Origin of the sequence: Pedobacter kyonggii (genome assembly GCF_004310665.1) — a bacterium.
GTDB classification, from domain to species: Bacteria; Bacteroidota; Bacteroidia; order Sphingobacteriales; family Sphingobacteriaceae; genus Pedobacter; species Pedobacter kyonggii.
Window position 1 is genome coordinate 107271 of the sequence record NZ_SIXF01000004.1, and the last position, 23371, is coordinate 130641.

Consider the following 23371-nt stretch of genomic DNA (forward strand, 5'->3'; position numbering starts at 1 on the left):
AGTATCAAGACTGGAATTGGCTAAAAATACAAAAACCCTTCAGCTTTAACTAAAGGGTTTTTGTAAATGATATTGGTTTTACTTATCGATGTGGCACCTTATGCCTTCCACCTTTAAACCTTCTACCTTATAAGTGTATCACTTCTCCGTATGCATCAGCTGCAGCTTCCATAATGGCTTCGCTCATGGTAGGGTGAGGGTGAACAGATTTAATCATTTCGTGACCAGTAGTTTCTAATTTACGTGCCACTACGATTTCGGCAATCATTTCGGTAACGTTGGCACCGATCATGTGTGCGCCTAATAATTCTCCGTATTTAGCGTCGAAAATTAATTTTACGAAACCATCTTTAGCGCCGGCAGCACTTGCTTTACCTGATGCAGAGAATGGGAATTTGCCGATTTTCAATTCGTAACCTGCTGCTTTTGCTGCTTTTTCAGTATAACCTACTGAAGCAATTTCTGGTGTGCAATAGGTACATCCAGGGATGTTGTTGTAATCTAATGGCTCTGCATGCTGACCAGCAATTTTTTCTACACAGATAATACCTTCTGCTGAAGCAACGTGTGCAAGTGCCTGTCCACCTACTACATCGCCAATTGCATAATAACCTTTAACTGAAGTATTGTAGAATTCGTCGGTAACGATTTTACCTTTCTCCGTTTTGATACCGGTTTCTTCTAAACCTATGTTTTCGATGTTTGCTACGATACCAGCAGCTGAAAGCACGATGTCTGCTTCGATGGTCTGCATGCCCGAAGCTGTTTTAACAGAAACTTTACAGCCTGCACCGCTTGTATCAACAGACTCTACACTTGCTGATGTCATTACGTCGATACCTACTTTTTTCAGGCTGCGTAACAATTGTTTAGAAACGTCTTCATCTTCTACAGGAACCACGTTATCCATAAATTCTACGATGGTTACTTTTGTACCCATGGTAGCGTAGAAATAAGCAAACTCTACACCGATAGCACCAGAACCTACCACTACCATGCTTTTTGGTAATTCAGGAAGTACCATTGCCTGGCGGTAGCCGATAATTTTTTTGCCATCTTGTTTCAGGTTAGGTAATTCTCTTGAACGTGCGCCTGTAGCAATGATGATATTTTTAGCACTTAGTTCTTGTTGAGAACCATCTGCACCTTTAACTTCTAATTTGTTTCCTGGTTTTACTTTACCAGTACCCATAATTACGTCAATTTTATTTTTCTTCATTAAAAATTGAACGCCTTTACTCATGCCATCAGCCACACCACGGCTGCGTTTTACCACAGCAGCAAAATCTGCAGTTGCTCCGGCAGTAGTAATTCCGTAATCAGCAGCATGATTAATATATTCGAAAACCTGAGCGCTTTTTAAAAGTGCTTTAGTAGGGATACAGCCCCAGTTTAAACAAATACCACCTAATGATTCACGCTCAACAATTGCAACTTTTAGTCCCAATTGAGAAGCTCTGATTGCAGCTACGTAACCACCTGGGCCGCTGCCTAACACAATAACGTCGTAATTCATCTGTTTTTTTTAATTTGTTATTTATCTGTCAGATGGAGCTTACCATAATTAGATCATCATTTTATAGATGTTTAATTATGGACGGTTCATATCTAATTTTAAAGAGATTTGTTTTTAATTGTTCTGTATTACTGTAATCTTCGGGTAAAGGAGTCTCTGCTTTGAGCAGATTAATCTCGTGGCTATAGTTTCCTATTTTCACATTACAAAAAGTTAAAAGACCATATTCCTTTAACAAGCGCTCAAAACTAAAAAAAAAATGTCAATTGGCTAAGCCAATATTGAGATAGCTGTTAAAATTTACAATGATTGAATATTGTTGTAGCAATTCTGCATCAGAATATTAATTATAATCTGGTTGATTTGCAGAATAATATATTGGTTAATTAACAAAAAGTTAAATAATCAAGATGTTTAAGGCTTAAAAATTGTTGTTAGTATGTATTATTTGAAAAATACCAATGTTAACATAAGTTTTATGCTTAAATTATAATCAACTGATTGTTTCGTTATTAAAAATTTAGCTTTTTTATCAAAGTATTGATAAACTGAAAGTTATAATCCATGCAATATGTGTTAAATGTTGAAAAGTTTTGCCTGACTTAATGATTATTTAACATTGGATGTTAAAATGTGTTAAATTTTATTGGGTACATTTGCAGCATTAATATCCCTAATAGTTATTATTCAACAACAAAAAACATTTAAAAAACAAAGTATGAAGAAATCTTTACTTTTAAGATTAGTACTGGTTATTGTTGCGTTTGTAGGTTTTACCATTGGTGCAAATGCACAGGTAACCACATCATCAATGACAGGAACGATTAAGGATGCCAAAGGCGCCTTACCTGGTGCGAGTGTTAAAGCAACACATACACCAACTGGGACTGTTTATTCCGTATCTACAAATAACGATGGCCGTTTTACCATTGGTGGTATGCGGGTTGGTGGTCCTTATACCATTGAAGTTAGTTTTGTTGGTTACAGACCAGAGAAACAAACTGAAGTTTATTTAAAATTAGGTGAACCTTATGTTTTGAATTTGACATTGGTTGATAATAGTGCAACCCTTGCAGAAGTGAAAGTTGTGGGGCAAAGCACAAGTAGCATATTGAATTCTAATAAAAATGGAACCTCAACCGTAATTAATAAAGATCAAATCCAATCTCTTCCAACGATTACTCGTAGTGTTAACGATTTAACCCGTTTAACGCCACAAGCTAACGGTACGTCAATTGGTGGTGGTAACTACCGTTCAAACAACTTTACTGTTGATGGTGCTAATTTTAATAACCAATTTGGTATTGGTCAGAACATTCCTGCTGGTGGTTCTCCAATTTCAATTGATGCGTTAGAGCAGATTTCGATCAATGTAACGCCTTACGACGCTCGTCAAACAGGTTTTACCGGCGGTTCGGTTACGGCAGTAACGCGGTCTGGTACTAATAATTTTTCGGGTAATGCCTTTTATACGATGCGTGGCGAAGAGCAACAGGGGAAAAGGATAGGCGAAACATACAGGATCCCTACTTTACAAAGACTTGACGAGAAAAATTATGGTTTTAGTTTAGGTGGGCCAATTGTAAAGGATAAATTGTTCTTTTTCGTAAATTATGAAAAGAAACATACTATTCAGCCAGGTACCCAACGTGTTGCAGCAACTGCAGCTACTCCGTATAGTCCTGCTAATCCAAACACTGTACAGGCTACGGAAGGCTTTTTAAACCAAGTTAGTTCTTACCTTTTGACAAGGTATAACTATGTAACCGGTCCATATCAAGGTTATTCAAATATAAGCGACAATGAAAAAATGTTTGCGCGCTTAGATTGGAATATTACTAAAAACCACCGTTTTAGTGTACGTTACAACCAAGTAGAAAGTAAAACTCCTGCTTCTGCTAGTACCTCTACAGGTGGTTCGCCAATTGGTACCGTTACTGGTTATTCTTATCTAAACGCAAGGTCAGGTACAGTTAGAAATGCTGGTTTACCTTTTGCAAATTCTAATTATTTTCAGGCAGCTAACCTATATTCTGGTGTTGCTGAGTTGAACTCTAATTTTGGTAGTAAAGTAACCAACGTTCTAAGAGCTACATATTCTCACCAAAATGACCCTCGTACCACAGATAGTTCTCCATTTCCATTGGTTGACATCTTAGATGGTACAGGAACAAGTGCAAATTTGGGTAATGTTTTAACCTCTTTTGGTTATGAGCCGTTTTCTTACGGCAATTTAAGAGATGTAACTTCATATACTTATAGCGATGATTTGAGTTTAGCTTTAGGTAAACATAATTTAACATTGGGAGTTCAGGCTGAATATAGTACAACGAAAAATGGTTTCCAACGTTTTGGAACTGGTTTTTATACTTTCAGATCTTGGAATGATTTCATTACAAATCAGAGACCAGCTCAATACACTGTTACTTACCCTTTAACTGCCGATGGTTCTCAAGCTTATCCAAGCTTTAAATTCGCACAATATTCTGCTTACATTCAGGATGAATTCACTGTAACAGACCGTTTAAAATTAACGGCAGGTTTAAGAGTGGAGAGAGCTAGCTATCCTGATGTGACAGAAATCAAAACGCACCCATTGGTAGCTGGATTGAATTTCGCTGGTCAAAAAGTCGATACAGGAGTTTTACCTGAAAACAAAATTTCTTTCTCTCCTCGCTTCGGTTTTAACTGGGATGTAATGGGTGACCGTTCATTCCAGGTACGTGGTGGTACTGGTATTTTTACAGGTCGAATTCCATTTGTATGGATTGTATCTCAATCGGGTGATGCTGGGTTATTGCAATATACTCAAAGCTATGTAGGTAACGCGGCTCCATTATTTAATCAAAGTATTGCGCCTCAATTAACTACAACAGCTCCTCCTGCGGGAAGTTCAATCCCTTCTTCTGGTATTAGTGTGATGGCTCCAGATCTTAAATTTCCGCAAACATGGAAATCAAGTTTAGCATTTGATGTTAAGTTACCTTGGGGTGTTGTTGGAACTTTGGAAGGAATTTATGGTCGTGATCTTAACGTAGCTTTTGCTAAAAACTTAAATTTGGTTAATCCAGGTATCCAAATTACTGGTTACGGAGATACTAGATTATTCTATCCAGCAGCAAATACTGATAAATATTATAACCCTATCAATGCATCTGGTTTACCTGTTACTCAAGGAACCCCAAGTGGTGGAGCCAATGGGACAATTACAGGGTTCAATGCAATTCAGATGACCAATGTTAAAGGTGGTTATAACTGGATGGTAACAGCTCAATTAACTAAGCAGTTTAGAAGTGGTTTATCGGCAATGATTGCTTACACCCGTTCAGATCAACGCAATTATGGAGATCAAAGTGGTGACCAGCTAGCTAATTTGTGGTCATTACCTCAAACTTCCGGTAATCCCAATACCCCTACTTTAAGTTATTCAAGCAACTTGAATCCTGATCGTATTGTGGCTAATATTTCATATAGAAAAGCGTACTTTGGTAATTTAGCAACATCATTTTCGTTATTCTACGAAGGTACTCAACAAGGAAGATTCTCTTATACATATAACGGTGATTACAATCGTGATGGTGTATCTGGAAATGACCTAATTTATATTCCTAAACAAGGTGAGTTTACTGCAACTGACTTCTCAGCCATACCTGCAAATACGAATGGCTATGCTAGGGCATATAGTGCGCAAGAGCAAGCTGATTTATTTGAGTCTTATATCAGTCAAGACAAGTACTTAAGCAAACATAGAGGCGAGTATGCAAAGCGTAATGGTGGGGCTTCTCCTTGGAGAAACCAATTCGACTTTAGATTAACACAAGAGGTTTTCAAGGATTTTGGAAAAACCAAAAACTCTTTCCAATTTACAGTTGATATTTTTAATGTTGGTAACTTGTTGAACCGTAAATGGGGTAATCAAAACTTCGTAAATAATGCTGCAATTCTTGTTCCTCAAAATATTTCATCTATTGCTGCCGGAACTAAACCAACTTTTAGATTGGCGAATTCATCGGGTGATATTGTTAAGGAAACTTTTGGTACAACCCAAACTATATTGTCTACTTATTACATGCAGTTTGGAGTTCGTTATAACTTTAACTAATACTTAATAAATTTATTGTTAAGCCCTGATCATTTGATCGGGGCTTTTGTTTTTAACAACGTTTTTAAATAAACCACTTTGTATGTTTTAAGTGGTAGTTCATGTAATAAAACCGCTACTTCATGTAAAAATAATAATTGATTAATAGTTGATGTGTACTTTTATAATGGAAAACAAAAAACTATTATGAAAAATGCACGCTCTCTTTGGAAAACAACCCTCTTCCTTTATTAGAATATTAACGTTTCGTCTTATATAAACGATTCCCTGCCTAATTTCTAATTTAAATCGATCCCAAACCCGTGCTTTTATTGTTAATGGTAACTGTTTACGCTAATAATAAATATTGATTTAAACGCTAAAAACATCTTAACATGAAAAAAATCTATTACATTTTTGCTGCGCTCCTTATTTTTGTGAGTGCGTGTAAAAAAGAAGCATCAATTAAGGGGAAGCAATTAGAAGCTCCTGGAAAAACCATTACCTATCACTTAAAAAACGGTGGAGAAGTAACTGTAGCAATTAACAAAAAAGGAGAATATGTTGTTGGGGGTGATGTTATTTTATCAAAAGACCAGATTGCTTATTTAGAATACAATAAAGTTGGTGATGGCAAAGAAACGACACCTAGAAGTACTTTTACGGCTGAGTATCAAAAGTTATGGCCAAGTGGGATTATTTATTATAGTATCAGTAATACCATAAATAGTACTAATATAGGATTAGCAATAAATGAGTGGGAGTCTAACACACCAATTCGTTTTGTTCAACGTACAAACCAAGCTAATTACGTTGATTTTACTGGCGCACCAGCCCAGGGATCTGGCTCATCTCAATTAGGTATGATTGGAGGTAGACAGGAGATTAAATTAGAGGACAATGCTAGTTTTACCACTATAGTTCATGAGATAGGACATGCAGTTGGTTTAATGCACGAGCAGACCAGAGCTGATCGGGATCAATTTATTAATATAGATTTTTCAAACATCAATTCTGATTGGACTTATCAATATGCTACTTATAATGTGCAGGGTAGATCTGGATTTCAAATAGGAACTTTTGATTTTAATTCTATCATGTTATATCGCTCTTATGCCTCTGTGGCTAGCGTAAACGGAAATACTTCACCCCAAATGACCCGAAAAGATGGCTCTACCTGGAATGATCACTTTTTTCTTTCACAAGGCGATATTGATGGGGTGAATTATTTGTATAGACCAATTTATGTCAAACTTGTATCTGTCTATAACGAAGATGGCTCATATTATAATAGTAGTATTACAAATGAAGACGCAAGATTTGAATACTTTATCTCTTTAGAATTTTATAACGATGCAAGTTTTAATACCCCAATCGATTTAGTTAATCCCGTTAGAATAAGATATATTAATAGTTTTGGTAGTCTTGAAGGCAATGGGGGATATCCTAGTGAAATTATAGCACCCATTGGAAGTCACTCAGTATATTTAGGAACAGCTCTGACTGAATATAGTTCGGAATATGGTAATTATAGATATTATAATTCATCATCTTTTACACTTTCATCAGGAATAGGGTACAAGTATTAATTCCAAACTTTGATTACAAATTAATATATGGGTAGCTCAAATTGGTTTAAAGTGATCCTTTGGTAAAATATCAATTGGTCGTTATTTAATGAAAATCCCCGATCATTTGATCGTCTTTTTTTGCAATAAACTAAAACCATTTCTACCAAAAAATAATTTTAATATTAGTCTATTTATTTAAAACTAATATTTAAAACAATGAGCACTTCGAAACAGACCCATGATCATGCTACAATAAAAGCCTGGGCAGAGGAACATGGCGGTGTACCGGCAATAGTTGCAGATACAGCAAAAAGCAAAGGTGGTGGTATTTTAAGAATTCATTTTCCAAAGCATAGCGACAGTTCCTCAGATTTAAAGGAAACGGATTGGGATACTTTTTTTAAGACCTTTGATGACAATAAACTCGATTTTTTGCATCAGGATAAAAAAGCAGATGGAGAGGAGAGTACCTTCTATAAATTTGTAGCGCGTGAGTAATAAATAAAAGGCTGCTGAAATTTAATTTTCAGCAGCCTTTTTAAATTGTATCTTAATTCTTAGTTATAAACAAACGTTCCTTTTTCGCTTTCGATAGTCACCTGTTTCTGATCGCCTTTTTCTACGCGACCGATAATCTGCGCATCGATATTAAAGCTTTTAGAAATTTCGATAATGCTTTCGGCAATCTCCTGAGGAACATAAAGCTCCATGCGGTGCCCCATGTTAAATACTTTGTACATTTCTTTCCAATCGGTACCCGATTGCTCTTGTATCAATTTAAATAAAGTTGGGATAGGGAATAAGTTATTCTTGATGACGTGGATATCATCATTGATGAAATGTAATACCTTGGTTTGTGCACCACCACTGCAATGTACAATACCATTAATCTGACTGCGATGGCTTTCTAAAATCTTTTTGATTACTGGGGCATAAGTGCGGGTTGGCGATAATACCAATTTACCCATCGTAGTTTTGCCGAATCCTTCAATATCTATTTCTTCTGTTAATTGTTTCTTTCCAGAGAAAACCAGATCGAATGGAACAGCAGGGTCGAAACTTTCAGGGTAATTATGGGCTACTGTTTTATCGAAAACATCGTGACGGGCAGAGGTTAATCCGTTTGATCCCATACCGCCATTGTATTCTGTTTCATAAGTCGCTTGTCCGGAAGAGGCGAGTGCCACAATTACGTCGCCTGGTTTAATGTTATCGTTGCTGATGATGTCTTCGCGCTTTAACCTGCAGGTTACAGTAGAATCGACGATAATCGTTCTTACCAGATCGCCAACATCGGCAGTTTCGCCACCGGTAGAATAAATCGAGATGCCCTGTTCGCGTAGATCGGCCAAAATTTCTTCTGTACCGTTAATTACAGCAGCAATCACTTCGCCCGGGATTAGGTTTTTATTCCTTCCAATGGTTGAGGATAATAAAATGTTGTCGGTAGCACCAACGCAGATTAAATCGTCGATATTCATGATAATGGCATCTTGTGCAATACCTTTCCAAACGGAGATATCTCCGGTTTGTTTCCAGTATACGTAAGCTAAAGAAGATTTGGTACCTGCGCCATCTGCATGCATGATATTACAGTATTCCTCATCACCACCTAAAATATCGGGGATAATTTTGCAGAATGCTTTTGGGAAAATTCCTTTGTCGATGTTTTTGATGGCATTGTGCACATCTTCTTTTGAGGCGGAAACGCCGCGTTGATTGTACCTGTTATCACTCATGTTGGCGCAAAGATAAGGTTTTAAGGGGAAAGACTAAAGCTAAATACTTAAGGTTTTTTATGGCTAAATGGCAAGGTTTTTTTACCACCAGGTACCTGAGTTTGTTTACCACGAAGGCACAAAGAGCACAGAGGTTGGTTGTAAAGGGTAGGGTTTCGTTTTTTTGGAAGTGAAGGTTAGTTTTTCATGGCGGCTTGTAGTCCCGCTTTTCCTCTCCCGACTTTACGTCGGGATCGTGCAATCGGGCTTAGGGTACTGAGGGCTGTTCGTTGTGGCGGGTTTTCTCCCTGCACAGGCCTGTCTTAAATAAACCTGATTGGATGGATGCTGTAAACGATGGATTTAAAAAAATGGAGAAAACTTTACAGCAGGAAGGAAAGCAGGGCTGGATTAACCGATGAGCATTGTAATTGCTTTCCAAAACTATAATTTTTGATCAATAATACGCATCGTGTACAAAGGCTTGTTATAGCAAAGTTGAGTTTTTATTTTTTTTGGAAGTTAAGGTTGGGTTTCCATGGCGGCCTGCAGTCCCGCTTTTCCTCTCCCGACTTTACGTCGGGATCGTGCAATCGGGCTTAGGGTACTGAGGGTTGTTCGTTGTGGCGGGTTTTCTCCCTGCACAGGCCTGTCTTAAATAAACCTGTATTCTATGGTTTTTGCAAATAAATTGTAAAATATTTTAAGCAGCGATATGATAATCTTTTTCATATGGCCTATCTTTCAAAACGGCTGCAAATGCTCTGCTGACAAGTTTGTTCCTAAGCACGTTCAGCACAGCTGAATGATGCTTTCCCTCTTTTATTTTTCGGTCATAGTATCGTTTGAACTCATTATCTTTTTTGATTGTGTTCAGCGCACACATGGTAAGCAGTGTTTTTATTCTCTTATTAGCCAGGTGGCTTACTTTTGGTTTTCCTTTCAGGGTGGTCCCCGAAGTGTTTCCAAATGGAGCCAGTCCACAATAACAGGCAAACTTTCGATAGTCATCAAACATAGTGAATCCCTGCGTGAGTACGACTATAAACATGGCTGTCTGCGATCCGATGCCGTGGACTGATTTTACAAGATAATATTGTTTTTCAAGTATATCATCCTCTTTTACATAAGCCAAAAGCTTGGCCTCTACCATATCGATCTTCTTATCATACTCCTTGATAAGTGATTCCCGGATCTCCAGGGTAAAACCTGCTGATTCCTTATCGAATATTTCTAGCTCGCCACAGGTGTTTTTCAGTGCCGTCTGCTGCTTCACAAGCTGCTTCCTGCAGCTCAGAAGATGTTTCAGCTTGCTTATGGTTTTACCAGGAAGCTTGAAAATAACTGCTTTCCGTCTATGGAGAAAGCCATAGTTAGCTATCTCTGCAGCATCCGCTTTGTCTGACTTGCCCCGTTTTAATCCAAGCGACCGTTTGAGTCTTAATGCATTCTCTACCCATAGGTTTCCGCCATGATCATCAAAAAATGTGCAGATGGGAAGTGTATAAAGCCCGGTATCCTCAGCGCAAAAAAGCATATCCGAAATCAAAAGACCAGTTAAGCTATTTATCCAGGCAATCATCTTGGAACAACCTTCATCTGTATTCTCAAACAGCTCATGAAACTCATTGTCAGGGTTTTCAGCAAGAAAAAACACAACATCTATTTTCAACTTTGAAACATCGATGCCTGCAAATAATCTGTAATTCATAACTTTGCTTTGTTAAGTGGAACAAATTAACCTTGATGTTGAATAAAACTAAATCCCTTAACAGTCCGGCGAAGACTAAAATTCTATATGGTTCTTGTTCAACAAACGGCAGTGCTCTGATACAGGTTGTAGGTCTTTAACCTAGATCGAGCCTAAGTGCAGCACTGCCGTTAAGGTTTTTATTCAAATCTCAAATATTTCTAAGAATATTCAAACCTAAGGGATTGGATGGATGCTGTAAACGATGGATTTAAAAAAATGGAGAAAACTTTACAGCAGAAAGGAAAGCAGGGCTGGATTAACCGATGAGCATTGTAATTGCTTTCCATGAAAATGTTAGATTAAAGGTTTATGGTGAAAATAATATAAGAGGTTTTGGAAGTTAAGGTTGGGTTTCCATGGCGGCCTGCAGCCCCGCTTTTCCTCCTGCCGTTTTAAAGCGGTGGAATAGAGAAAATATTAACTCATAAAACGGCATCCGTACAATCGGGCTTAGGGTACTGAGGGCTGTTCGTTGTGGCTTATTTTTTCCTTGCACAGGCCTGTCTTAAATAAACCTGATTGAATGGATGCTGTAAACAATGAATTAAAAAAAGGAGAGAACTTTACAGCAGGAAGGAAAGCAGGGCTGTTTTAACCGATAAGCATTGTAATTGCTTTCCAAAACAAGAAGCTATCAGACCCACTTTGAATAGATCCTGAAACAAGTTCAGGAAGACGTTGTGTAGGATAGCTAATCAATTTAATTAATCTGTAATTATCCATAAAAAGATGACTAACGGACAATAATAAAATAAAAAAAGGCGTAGAGTAAACCCTACGCCTTAAACCTTTTAGCTTACGCCTTTCTTATTTCATGAATAATAATTCTCTGAATTTTGGTAAAGGCCAAACGCTATCGTCAACAATCTGCTCTAATTTATCAGCGTGGTAACGGATGATATCAAAGTAAGATTTAACTTTCTCATCGTAAGCAATCGCTTTCTCGCGGGTATCTTCGATTTTGTTGGTTAATTTACGTTCTTCTAACATGGCATCGATATTGGTTTTAACAATTTCTAAATGCTCTGATAATTTTTTAACGATATCGATAGAAACTTTGCTATCTACACCAATTGCTTTTAATCCCTGTACGTTTTCGATTAAAGAGTTTTGGTAAGCAATTGCAGCAGGGATAATGGCAGTATTAGCCACTTCGCCCATTACACGTGCTTCGATCTGTAGTTTTTTATAGAAGTTTTCTAACATGATTTCATGACGGGCATGAATCTCACGTGCGCTATAAATACCTGTTGTTGCAAATAACTCAGCAGATTTTTCAGTTAAATAAGCATCTAAAGCTTTTGGTGTAGTTTTGATGTTTGATAAACCGCGTGTTGCAGCTTCATCTTCCCACTCCTGGCTGTAACCATTGCCTTCGAAACGGATACCTTTAGATTCTTTGATGTATTTTTTGATCACTGTTAATAAAGCGATGTCTTTTTTATCACCTTTTTTGATCAATTTATCAACTTCAACTTTAAATTTAACCAATTGCTCAGCCATAATCGCGTTCAGGATTGTCATTGGTGCAGAAGAGTTTGCTGAAGATCCAACAGCTCTAAGCTCAAATTTGTTACCTGTAAATGCGAAAGGAGAAGTACGGTTACGATCGGTATTGTCTAATAAAATCTGAGGGATTTTAGGGATACCTAACCAAAGTGCGTTATCTTCTTTGATTTTTTTGCTGATACGTGAGTGCTCAATCTCATCTAATACATCGTTCAACTGAGAACCTAAGAAGATAGAGATAATTGCAGGTGGCGCTTCGTTAGCACCTAAACGGTGATCGTTGCTTACTGACGCAATACTTGCACGTAATAAATCGGCATGCTCGCTAACAGCTTTAATTGTGTTTACAAAGAAAGCAAGGAACATTAAGTTGTTTTTAGGTGTTTTACCTGGTGCCAATAAGTTTTTACCGGTATCGGTAATTAACGACCAGTTGTTGTGTTTACCTGATCCGTTGATACCTGCGTATGGTTTTTCGTGTAACAATACACGGAAATGGTGACGACGGGCAACTTTTTCCATCAAATCCATCAATAATTGATTGTGATCGATAGCTAAGTTGATTTCTTCATAAATCGGTGCACACTCAAATTGAGAAGGTGCAACCTCATTGTGACGTGTTTTTAAAGGAATACCTAATTTTAAGGCTTCATTTTCGAAATCTACCATGTAGCTGAATACGCGCTCAGGGATAGAACCGAAATAATGATCTTCTAATTGTTGGCCTTTAGCAGACATGTGCCCGAATAAAGCACGGCCTGTTAATAATAAATCGGGACGAGCATTGAATAATGACTCATCAACCAGGAAATATTCTTGTTCGATACCTAAAGAAGCATTTACTTTAGTAATGCTTTTATCGAAATATTGGCAAACATCAACAGCAGCTTTATCAAGCGCGGCTAATGCTTTTAATAAAGGTGCTTTATAATCCAAGGCTTCACCGGTATATGATACGAATACTGTAGGGATACATAGTGTTTTACCTGCTTTGCTTTCCATGATGAAAGCCGGAGAAGAAGGATCCCAAGCAGTATAACCACGAGCTTCGAAAGTATTACGGATACCACCGTTAGGGAAACTAGAAGCATCTGGCTCTTGCTGAACTAAAGCGCTACCTGCAAATTTCTCGATAGCACCATCGCCACTTGGCTCAAAAAATGAATCATGTTTTTCAGCAGTTGTGCCAGTTAATGGCTGGAACCAGTGCGTGTAGTGCGTTGCGCCAGCGCTCATTGCCCAAGCTTTCATAGCTGTAGCAATTTGGTTAGCATCGTCAGAATTGATTAATTCACCTTGGTTGATAGATGAAATTAATTTTTCATACACGTCCTTAGATAAGAAATCTCTCATTTTTTTCTTATCAAATACATTCGAGCCGTAAAAATCAGAAATTTTCGCCGAAGGAGATTTAACTTCAGGTGAAATTCTATTTTGAGCCTCTTTTAATGCGATGGTTCTTAAGCTTTTCATTAATTTGTTATGTTTTTTGTCAAAAATAGTATATTTTATTAATTCTCGTAAAAGAATCGTATTATTTTTATCAATTTTATTGAAAATGAAATAAAAAAATGTTTTTCAGATGAAAAATTTCATTTTTTGTAAAGAAAATAGATTTTTTAAATGTTTTATGGAATTGAGGATTTTGCTGCATCATGCTTTAAAAATAAAAGCTATGTTCAACTCCTCAATTAACGTATACAAAACCGAGTGGCTCGATCTTGTATTTGCAAACCGCAACAAAAACTATGGCGCTTATGATTTAAGATCTAAATCTTCGTCGATTATGACAAGAGTGCTTTTTGTATCTGGAAGCTTATTTATCCTCTTGTGTTTCTCTCCTTTAATTTATGCAAAACTTTTTCCGAAGGAGGTCGTAGTAGAAGCTCCGCCAAAGGTTGTGGTTTTAACTGATGTGATCCACCAGATGAAACCAAAAACTCCTGAACCAGAGAAAAAGATTGAACCTAAAAAAGCTGATCCGGTAAAGGTTAAAACCGTTGCTTTATCGCAGAACATTGTTGTTGTAAATAAAGTAGATCTTCCTGATCCGCCTACAATTAAAGAAATTCAAAATGCAGTGATTAGTGATAAAACTCAGGATGGAATTATAGCTCCTAATTTGGTAATCCCAGATATTAAAGGCAATGGTAACGGCACAGGAACAGCCAAGGAAGGTATAGGAACAGGTGAAGATAAAGAGATCTATTTAGGAGCTGATGAATACCCTGAATTTACCGGTGGTGCCAAAGCCTGGTCTAAATATATGGAACGTAATTTAAGGTATCCATCAAGAGCGCAAGATGAAGGTGCTACAGGAAAAGTATATGTAAGCTTTGTGGTAGAGAAAGATGGTTCCATTACTGATGTATCAGTAATTAAAGGAATCGGCTTTGGTTGTGATGAGGAAGCCATTAAAGTGATTAAAAAATCGCCGCTATGGAAACCAGGTAAAAATAAAGGTGTTCCGGTGCGTGTGAGGTATAATATGGCGATTAATTTTCAGATGATGTAGGTGGGATGGATGATGTAAAATGGATAATGGGGGGTGTTTTCTAAGTTGTATGATGGATGCTGAATCAAGTTCAGCATGACGGCAACGCCCTCCATAGGAGTCCTTTGGACAGAATAACATCTCTCTTTTTAATAATAAAATGAATTTTCTATTAATGCTCTTATAGAAAAATGTGAGGTTGGGTAAATTGAAACGGTTTAGGCGAAAGCTTAGACCGTTTTTTTTACTTGTGGGCCGTTATCATGTCCCGATTTTTGATCAATAGCGGAGCAGAAATATAGCTACAAAACCGCTTCTATGGGTAAATATTTATTGTTGCTTTTTTGGAAAGCAAGAACAGAACCTTCTTGTAATTACAGTCCCGCCCTTTGTTTCAAATCCTCGCCCTCGTACCTCAGGCTGTGGGTTTTCCACTTCGGTCGGGTTTAGGTGGCAAGGCTGGTAGTGCTATTAAAGGTTTATTAAAGTAGCAGAAACAGGTCTTATGCCGAAGAACAGGTTTTTGTTCAATAAACCCGACAGCGGTTAGCTCGCAGTGAAGTGCAGCGGAACGAGGACTATATGCGATGGCGGGTGTACAGCAGCTATGAAAAGCGGAACGCTCATTTCATAATAAAGAAATCATTTAGGATGCAGTTTGTTAGATGCTGATCCCGATTGTTCTTGGTAGTAGAATGGAGATCCTTCGACTTCGCTGAGGATGACAATGCAATAAGACGATCGTCTAGACTGCGTTACCGATGTATCGGTAGAGGCTGCACTCCGCTCGAAATGACGGAGACAAAAAAATGGATGATGGTTTTTAATTCCATCATCCATTTTGTCTGTTTATATCTTACCAGATCTATCCTTTGTTTTCAATCCACTTGCGTGCATTCACAAAGGCTTCCATCCATGGCGAAACTTCATCTTTACGGCCTTGTGGGTAATTTGCCCAGTGCCATTGGAACAATGAACGCTCAATGTGCGGCATCATAACCAGGTGGCGGCCAGTTTCATCACATAACATTGCAGTATTATAATCTGATCCATTCGGACTGGCCGGATAGGTTTCGTAAGCATATTTGGCTACGATTTTATATTTATCTTCTGCGTATGGCAATGAGAATCTTCCTTCACCATGCGATACCCAAACGCCTAACGTGCTTCCTGCCAGTGTAGATAACATGACCGAATTGTTTTCTTGTAAGGTTAAAGATGTGAAAATACTTTCGTGCTTGCCACTTTTGTTGTGGAGCATTTTAGGTTTTTCTTCATGGTCTTTATTAATTAAGCCCAGCTCTACAAATAACTGGCAACCATTACAAACCCCAACAGATAAGGTATCAGGGCGGGCAAAGAATTTTTCTAATGCTACCCTTGCTTTTTCGTTGTATAAAAATGCACCAGCCCAACCTTTGGCCGATCCTAAAACATCAGAGTTAGAGAAACCACCAACTGCACCTATAAACTGAATGTCTTCTAAAGTTTCTCTTCCGGTGATTAAATCGGTCATGTGTACATCTTTCACATCAAAACCTGCCAAATACATGGCATTGGCCAGTTCACGCTCAGAGTTACTTCCTTTTTCGCGGATAATGGCTGCTTTTGGTCGTGGTTTGGTGGAGTCGATTACAGGTTTCTTTCCGTCAAAAGTTGTTGGGAAGGTATAATTTAAAACCTGGTTTTTATAATTGTCGTAACGTTCTTTTGCCAATCCGTTACCGGTTTGTTTGCTATCTAATAAGTATGAAGTTTTAAACCAAACATCACGTAAGTGGTCGACATCGAAACTGAAACTTTCTGAAGCATTTTTAACTTCCAGTTTAGCTGATAAAGTTACTTCACCAATTTTGTGGAAAGCAACGCCGGCCTGAGCAAAGGTTTCTTCAACTGAAGCATCAGCCTGGAAAACGATACCAATGTTCTCTGCAAATAATACTTTAATGCTATCGGTTTCTGCCAATGAAGACAAATCAATCGAAGCGCCTAAATCGCGGTCGGCAAAACACATTTCCAATAAGGTTGTAATTAAACCACCACTACCAATATCATGACCCGCCTGGATTTTGTCAGCTTTAATTAATCGCTGAAGCGTATTAAAAGCCGTTTTAAATTGATCAGCACCTTTAACATCAGGTGTTTCTGTACCGATTTTGTTTAAAATCTGTGCAAAAGATGAACCACCTAATTTGTAGGTATCGTTAGAAAGGTTGATGTAATAAATCGATCCACCATTTTTTTGAAGCACCGGCTCAACCACTTTAGTAATATCGTCGCAATTTGCTCCGGCAGAAATAATTACCGTTCCCGGTGCAATTACATCACCATCTTTGTATTTCTGTTTCATCGATAACGAATCTTTTCCGGTTGGGATATTGATTCCTAAATCGATGGCAAAATCTGAACAGGCTTTTACCGCTGCATATAAACGGGCATCTTCGCCTTCGTTTTTACAGGCCCACATCCAGTTGGCAGAAAGTGAAACACTTTTTAAGCCATCTTTTAGGGGTGCCCAAACAATATTTGATAGTGATTCTGCAATCGCATTGCGGCTACCTGCTGCAGGATCAATCAAGGCCGAAAGTGGTGCATGGCCAACTGAAGTGGCTATTCCTTCTTTCCCCTGAAAATCTAAAGCCATTACACCACAGTTATTCAATGGCAATTGTAACGGACCTGCACATTGCTGTTTGGCTACGCGGCCACCCACGCAACGGTCTACTTTATTGGTTAACCAATCTTTAGCTGCAACCGCTTCTAATTGAAGCACTTGTTCTAAATAGGTGTTTAATTCGTTGTTGTTATAGGTTACAGCTTCGTACTTACGATCGATGGTTTGATCGTCCATTACGATTTTTGGTGAACTGCCAAACATGGCGGCCAATTCGAAATCCATAGGTTTTAAACCTGTTGTTGCAGATTTAAAGGTAAAACGGTGATCGCCGGTTACTTTACCTACGGTATACATTGGCGAGCGTTCGCGGTCTGCTATTTTTTGTAAGGTTTCGATATGCTCGTTGCCGATTACCAAACCCATTCTTTCCTGCGATTCGTTTCCGATAATTTCTTTAGCCGAAAGGGTAGGGTCGCCCACTGGTAATTTATCAAGGTCTATTAAACCACCGGTTTCTTCAACCAGTTCTGATAAACAGTTTAAGTGACCGCCTGCACCGTGATCGTGGATAGAGATAATCGAATTGTGATCGCTTTCTACCATGCCCCGCACCGCATTTGCAGCACGTTTTTGCATTTCAGGATTTGATCTCTGGATCGCATTTAATTCGATTCCGCTTCCATGCTGACCAGTATCTGCCGAGGAAACCGCTGCACCACCCATCCCGATTCTATAATTTTCTCCACCCAGAATAACGATATTATCGCCTTCTTGTGGTTTAAGTTTTTGTGCCTGACTGGCTTTACCATAACCTATACCGCCTGCAAGCATAATTACTTTATCGAAACCTAGTTTTCTGGAATCTTCTTCGTGTTCGAAAGTTAAAACCGAACCAGTAATAAGCGGTTGACCGAATTTATTTCCAAAATCTGTAGCACCGTTTGATGCTTTGATCAGGATATCCATCGGGGTTTGGTATAACCATTGTCTTTCCTCAACACCTTTTTCCCAAGCGCGGTTATCTTCTAAACGCGAAAGCGCAGTCATGTAAACGGCAGTTCCTGCCAAAGGCAACGAACCTTGTCCACCTGCTAAACGGTCTCTGATTTCGCCTCCTGAACCAGTTGCTGCGCCATTAAAAGGCTCAACTGTGGTGGGGAAATTATGTGTTTCTGCTTTTAATGAGATGACCGATTCGAAATCGCTTGTGGTATAATAATCAGGTTCATCGGCACGTTTAGGGGCAAATTGCTGCACTTTCGGGCCTTTGATAAAAGCTACGTTATCTTTATAGGCCGAAACAATATCGTTAGGGTTTTCTTCGGATGTTTTGCGGATCAGTTTAAACAAAGAAGTAGGCTGTTCTACGCCATCGATTACAAATTTGCCATTGAAAATTTTATGGCGGCAGTGTTCCGAATTTACCTGAGAGAAACCAAAAACTTCAGAATCGGTTAACGGTCTTTCTAATTTTTGCGCTAAAGTATTTAAGTACTCAACTTCTTCATCGCTTAAAGAAAGCCCTTCTTGTTTGTTATAAGCGGCAATATCGGTGATTTCTAAAATCGGTTCAGGTTTGATGTTGATGGTATATACCTCCTGATCGAGCCTATCGTATTTTTGAGAAAGCATCGGGTCGTAATCAGCAAAACTTTCGTCAACCTGCTTAAATTCTTCAATCCTGATGATTCCCTGCATGTCCATGTTTTGGGTAATCTCTACCGCATTGGTACTCCATGGAGTAATCATTGCTGCTCTTGGTCCAACGAAAAAGCCTGTTAGCGCCTTTTCTTGCGAGATTTTGGCACCGCCAAATAACCATTCAAGTTTAGTAATATCAGTAGTAGAAAGCGCTTTGTCTGTTTGTAAAACAAAAATCGCCTGCGATTGACTAAGGAAGAAATGAATCATGCTTTTTTTTTGAAGTTGCAAAAATAGCTTTTTTATATGAAAAAACTGGTGTGATTACAGGATTGAATAAGAGAATTTTGAATGATTGAATGTCAAAATATAATGATCGAATGAGAGAATTATTAAATGAGAGAATGGCTGGTGATAGAATGAGTAAATTTTGAATGAGTGAATGTTGAAATAATTATTGATTGATTCAATTATAGAATGTGCAATTTTGTCTAAACGCTAACTCACTCATTTACTCATTCAAAATTCAGTCATTATTTATGCTTCGCATCCATCACATTGCCATTATCTGTTCTGATTACGAAAAATCGAAAGATTTTTACGTGAATAAACTAGGTTTTACCGTTTTGGCAGAGGTTTACCGGACTGAAAGGAAATCGTATAAATTAGATCTTGCCGTTAATGGCGTATATCAGATCGAGCTATTTTCTTTCGAAAACCCTCCTTCAAGGCCATCGCGACCAGAAGCGCAGGGTTTACGTCATCTGGCTTTTGAAGTTGATGATATTGAAAAAGAGATTTCGCGTTTAAATGATCATAGTATTATTACCGAGCCGATCCGTATTGATGAGTTTACTGATAAACGGTTTACTTTTTTTGCTGATCCTGATGGTTTGCCTTTAGAGTTGTACGAAAAATAGAATTTTTATATCTAAAAATATAAGCCTCAAAATGAAAAAAATGCTCTTGATTGGTGGATTGATCTATTCTTTTATTAATACACGTGCACAATCTCAAATTAAATATACGGCTAAAGTTGAAACTGGGTACCAGTTTTTCCTTTCCAGGCCTGTAAGGTATGATATTGGTGAAGGTTGGTTGGGTTATCAGCTTGGGGGAAAACCTAATGGGGTAGATTTAAGTTTAATTAACGGCATAAGTTTTAAGAATAACCTTCGATTAGGTTTAGGTGTGTCCTATCTAAATTATGAGCGGATTAATGGTTATGCTGTTTTTGGTGATTTGGAGTATGTCACAGCAAAGGCTAAAATTTCTCCATTATTTAATCTGAAAATAGGAAGAAGTCATATTAACAATCAATACACAAATGGTTCTACTGAAACGTTTGTTGATATTAGTGGTGGCGTTGAACATAAAGTAGGGAAAAAACTAAACCTTCAGTATAAGGCGGGCTTCAGGTTTGTCCACCAATCTATTTTTCTTCCCATTAGGATAGGCGTGAGATTGTAATCGTAATATGAGTATTTTCAAGTTCAAACAATTTGAAGTCGATCAAACAGGCTGCGCCATGAGGATTAATACCGATGGCGTGTTGCTTGGCGCAACAGTTAGTCATCCCTCACCGAGGTTGATATTAGATATTGGAACGGGAACCGGTGTAATTGCCTTGATGCTGGCGCAGCGTTTTCCAGATGCAAGAATACATGCTGTAGAAATCGATGAACAGGCCGCACAAACTGCAGGAAAGAATTTTCAATTATCAGTTTTCAGTGAGCGGTTAACCATTAACCATATATCAATTGAACAGTATAAGTATGTTCAGCAATTCGATCTGATTGTCTCTAATCCACCCTTTTTTGTGAATGATTTAAAAAGTGAAGCGTTTAGGAAAGGCATAGCCCGGCATGCAGATGAAGACTTTTTTAGCATGCTCATTAAAAAATCGAGTGGGTTATTGGCAGATGAAGGTATGATTTGGTTGATCCTTCCGGTGAAACAGGCCGATGAAGTGATCGATATTGCATCTCAATATGATTTGTGGCTAAAGGAGCGGATCCATATCCATTCTGACGAAAGTAAGCCAACCTTCAGGCAGATGATCTGTTTGAAAAAAGGTAAAGCGGTTTTGAAGGAAAATGATTTTTATATTTATGAATCTTTAAAAGAGCATACAGCAGCTTATAAAGAATTGCTGAAGGATTTTTTCCTTGCCTTCTAGCTTATGGTTTTTGAATGGATAGAGGGTAGGGAACAATGGTAACATTGTATAATCGCTGTGGTGTTTTTTTATAATATTTAACCACCATTTTTAAAAGATTTGTCAATCGTTGGCAGATTTGTTTTAGCAAAAAGTGGTCGAAAGATTTTGCCAGTCCTGTAAATTACGGGGCACAATTAAGTTTACATAATGAAAAAAATAGGATTAATTTCTGATACCCATGGCTTTTTAGATGATGCGGTTTTTAAACACTTCGAAGGTGTAGATGAAATTTGGCATGCCGGAGATTTCGGTCCTAACGTAGCCGAGCCTTTGGCAGCGTTTAAACCTTTGCGTGGCGTGTTCGGAAATATAGATGATAGTGCGATTAGAGCTGAGTTTCCAGAGCAAAATCGATTTAGCTGCGAAAGGGTTGATGTTTGGATGACGCATATAGGTGGATACCCAGGAAGATATTCATCTTATGTTAAGCCAGAAATATACACTAACCCTCCGAGATTATTTATTACAGGGCATTCGCATATTTTAAAAGTAATGTTCGATGAAAAAATAAAATGTCTGCATATAAACCCCGGTGCGGCAGGAAAAAACGGTTGGCACAAAGTGAGAACCCTCATCCGTTTTTGCATAACTGATGAAAATATTCATACCTTAGAGGTTATAGAGTTATCGGGTAGATAATGTAAAATATACACTAAGTATGGTTTGTGGCGTTAAAACACTAGGACAATTTATTATAGAAAAACAGGCAGATTTTCCATATGCTAAAGGCGAACTTTCGAGGTTATTAAGGGATATTGGTATAGCTGCAAAAATTGTAAACCGCGAAATTAATAAAGCGGGTTTGGTTGATATTTTAGGCGATATGGGAACCACCAATATTCAGGGTGAAGAACAAAAAAAGCTGGATGTTTATGCTGATGAACAGTTTATTGCTGCGCTAACCAGTGGTGGCGAATGCTGTATTGTTGCTACCGAAGAAGAAGATGAAATTATCCATATCGAATCGCCGGTTTCTCAAAACGCCAAATATATTGTCTGTATCGATCCTTTAGATGGTTCATCCAATACTGATGTAAATGTTGCTGTAGGGACAATTTTTTCTATTTACCGCAGAAAATCGATTGATGGCAGAGCCAGTATAACGGATGTGTTGCAAAAAGGTACCGAACAGGTGGCTGCGGGCTACATTATTTATGGTTCTTCAACCATGTTGGTTTATACCACTGGGAAGGGTGTTAACGGTTTTACATTAGACCCATCAATTGGTGAATTTTGTCTTTCTCACCCCCAGATGAAAATACCTGAAACAGGTTATATGTATTCGGTAAACGAAGGCAATTATGTTCACTTTCCTGATGGCGTTAAAAAGTACATCAAATACTGTCAGGTAGAGGATGAGGCCACTAAACGCCCTTATACATCGCGTTATATTGGTTCGATGGTTGGCGACATCCACCGGAATTTAATTAAAGGTGGAATTTATATTTACCCAACCACCTCGCGCTCACCTAATGGAAAATTAAGATTATTGTACGAATGTAACCCGATGTCTTTTATTATTGAGCAGGCTGGGGGCAAAGCCAGCACAGGTTTTGATCGTATACTCGAAATTGAACCTACTGAGTTGCATCAAAGGGTTCCGATTTTTATCGGCTCCAAAAAAATGGTAGAAAAAGCTGAAGAAATGATGCTACTTTACACTGCAAAATCAATCTCGGTTGAGGCCAAGGTAGCAGCCAAACTGGAAGATCTAAATGTAATCGGTGGGATAGATTAAAGCTGTGCTTTACTTCTTTCTGCTTCAAAAAAAGTATCTATCGCTAAATTTTGCTTGTCTTGCGAAGCAAAAACAGCTAAACGGTCGCAACGCTCATTCTCCGGGTGATCGTTGTGACCTTTAATCCAGATGAATTTCACCTTGTGCAGTTTATATAGTTCCAGGAATCTCAACCAGAGGTCCTTGTTTTTTTTATCCTTAAAATTTTTGGTTACCCAGCCGAAGACCCATTTCTTCTCTACAGCATCTACCACATATTTCGAATCGGAATAAACAGTTACCTGCTGATTTAAGCTTTTTAATGCTTCTAATCCTTTTATTACAGCCAATAATTCCATGCGGTTATTGGTGGTCATTCTAAAACCGCCACTTAATTCCTTATAGTGCTGTCCTGCCCTTAAAATTGTACCCCAACCACCTGGTCCTGGGTTTCCACTAGCTGCTCCGTCTGTATAAATTTCGATCATAAACGCCGTAAAGTTATGTTTTTAGGTTTAAAATAGCTTGTTTTA

At 38.2% G+C, this 23371-nt stretch carries 15 protein-coding genes; 9 read left to right on the forward strand and 6 right to left on the reverse strand.

Annotation, left to right across the window (positions count from 1 at the left end):
- Window positions 1-127: 127 nt before the first annotated feature.
- On the reverse strand, window positions 128-1516 hold the full coding sequence (gene lpdA, locus EYS08_RS06230; protein ID WP_029275810.1) for a dihydrolipoyl dehydrogenase: 1389 nt from the start codon (window positions 1514-1516) through the stop codon (window positions 128-130).
- A 718-nt stretch (window positions 1517-2234) separates the two neighbouring features.
- Here lpdA and EYS08_RS06235 point away from each other — a divergent pair.
- From EYS08_RS06235 to EYS08_RS06245, 3 genes are all read left to right on the forward strand, one after another.
- Window positions 2235-5618, forward strand: a complete 3384-nt coding sequence (locus tag EYS08_RS06235; RefSeq protein WP_131029185.1) for a TonB-dependent receptor — start codon at window positions 2235-2237, stop codon at window positions 5616-5618.
- Between the two features lie 374 nt (window positions 5619-5992).
- Complete coding sequence (locus tag EYS08_RS06240; RefSeq protein ID WP_131029187.1) at window positions 5993-7186, forward strand: M12 family metallopeptidase; 1194 nt, start codon at window positions 5993-5995, stop codon at window positions 7184-7186.
- A gap of 198 nt (window positions 7187-7384) precedes the next feature.
- The gene (locus EYS08_RS06245) at window positions 7385-7666 is read left to right on the forward strand and encodes a hypothetical protein (protein ID WP_131029189.1); all 282 of its coding nucleotides are present in this window, start codon (window positions 7385-7387) and stop codon (window positions 7664-7666) included.
- Window positions 7667-7725: 59 nt separating this feature from the next.
- Here the strand turns inward: EYS08_RS06245 and EYS08_RS06250 are convergent, their stop codons facing one another.
- The 3 genes from EYS08_RS06250 to EYS08_RS06260 form a co-directional block, all read right to left on the reverse strand.
- Window positions 7726-8907, reverse strand: a complete 1182-nt coding sequence (locus tag EYS08_RS06250; RefSeq protein ID WP_131029191.1) for an AIR synthase related protein — start codon at window positions 8905-8907, stop codon at window positions 7726-7728.
- A gap of 682 nt (window positions 8908-9589) precedes the next feature.
- Window positions 9590-10597, reverse strand: coding sequence for an IS110 family RNA-guided transposase (locus EYS08_RS06255; RefSeq protein WP_131029193.1), 1008 nt, complete (start codon window positions 10595-10597; stop codon window positions 9590-9592).
- Between the two features lie 849 nt (window positions 10598-11446).
- Window positions 11447-13621, reverse strand: coding sequence for a glutamine synthetase III family protein (locus EYS08_RS06260; protein ID WP_131029194.1), 2175 nt, complete (start codon window positions 13619-13621; stop codon window positions 11447-11449).
- A 202-nt stretch (window positions 13622-13823) separates the two neighbouring features.
- Here EYS08_RS06260 and EYS08_RS06265 point away from each other — a divergent pair, with 202 nt between their 5' ends.
- Window positions 13824-14663: an energy transducer TonB gene (locus EYS08_RS06265; protein WP_165456389.1), complete on the forward strand. Its 840-nt coding sequence runs from the start codon at window positions 13824-13826 to the stop codon at window positions 14661-14663.
- Window positions 14664-15507: 844 nt separating this feature from the next.
- On the opposite strand, the gene purL is transcribed toward EYS08_RS06265, so the two are convergent.
- Window positions 15508-19206, reverse strand: coding sequence for a phosphoribosylformylglycinamidine synthase (purL, locus tag EYS08_RS06270; protein ID WP_262711718.1), 3699 nt, complete (start codon window positions 19204-19206; stop codon window positions 15508-15510).
- A 233-nt stretch (window positions 19207-19439) separates the two neighbouring features.
- Here purL and gloA2 point away from each other — a divergent pair, with 233 nt between their 5' ends.
- The 5 genes from gloA2 to fbp all read left to right on the forward strand — a co-directional run bounded on the left by gloA2 (window position 19440) and on the right by fbp (window position 22859).
- On the forward strand, window positions 19440-19820 hold the full coding sequence (gene gloA2 / locus EYS08_RS06275; protein WP_131029200.1) for an SMU1112c/YaeR family gloxylase I-like metalloprotein: 381 nt from the start codon (window positions 19440-19442) through the stop codon (window positions 19818-19820).
- Window positions 19821-19851: 31 nt separating this feature from the next.
- Entirely contained in the window at window positions 19852-20370 is a 519-nt protein-coding gene (locus EYS08_RS06280; RefSeq protein ID WP_131029202.1) for a hypothetical protein, read from the forward strand.
- A 7-nt stretch (window positions 20371-20377) separates the two neighbouring features.
- Complete coding sequence (locus EYS08_RS06285) at window positions 20378-21079, forward strand: tRNA1(Val) (adenine(37)-N6)-methyltransferase (protein ID WP_131029204.1); 702 nt, start codon at window positions 20378-20380, stop codon at window positions 21077-21079.
- 189 nt (window positions 21080-21268) lie between these two features.
- Window positions 21269-21760 (forward strand): metallophosphoesterase family protein, encoded by a 492-nt coding sequence (locus EYS08_RS06290; RefSeq protein WP_131029206.1) that lies wholly within the window; start codon window positions 21269-21271, stop codon window positions 21758-21760.
- Window positions 21761-21779: 19 nt separating this feature from the next.
- Window positions 21780-22859, forward strand: a complete 1080-nt coding sequence (fbp, locus tag EYS08_RS06295; RefSeq protein ID WP_131029207.1) for a class 1 fructose-bisphosphatase — start codon at window positions 21780-21782, stop codon at window positions 22857-22859.
- On the opposite strand, the gene rnhA is transcribed toward fbp, so the two are convergent.
- Window positions 22856-23326 (reverse strand): ribonuclease HI, encoded by a 471-nt coding sequence (gene rnhA, locus EYS08_RS06300; RefSeq protein WP_131029209.1) that lies wholly within the window; start codon window positions 23324-23326, stop codon window positions 22856-22858. The genes fbp and rnhA overlap by 4 nt on opposite strands.
- Between the last annotated feature and the right edge of the window lie 45 nt (window positions 23327-23371).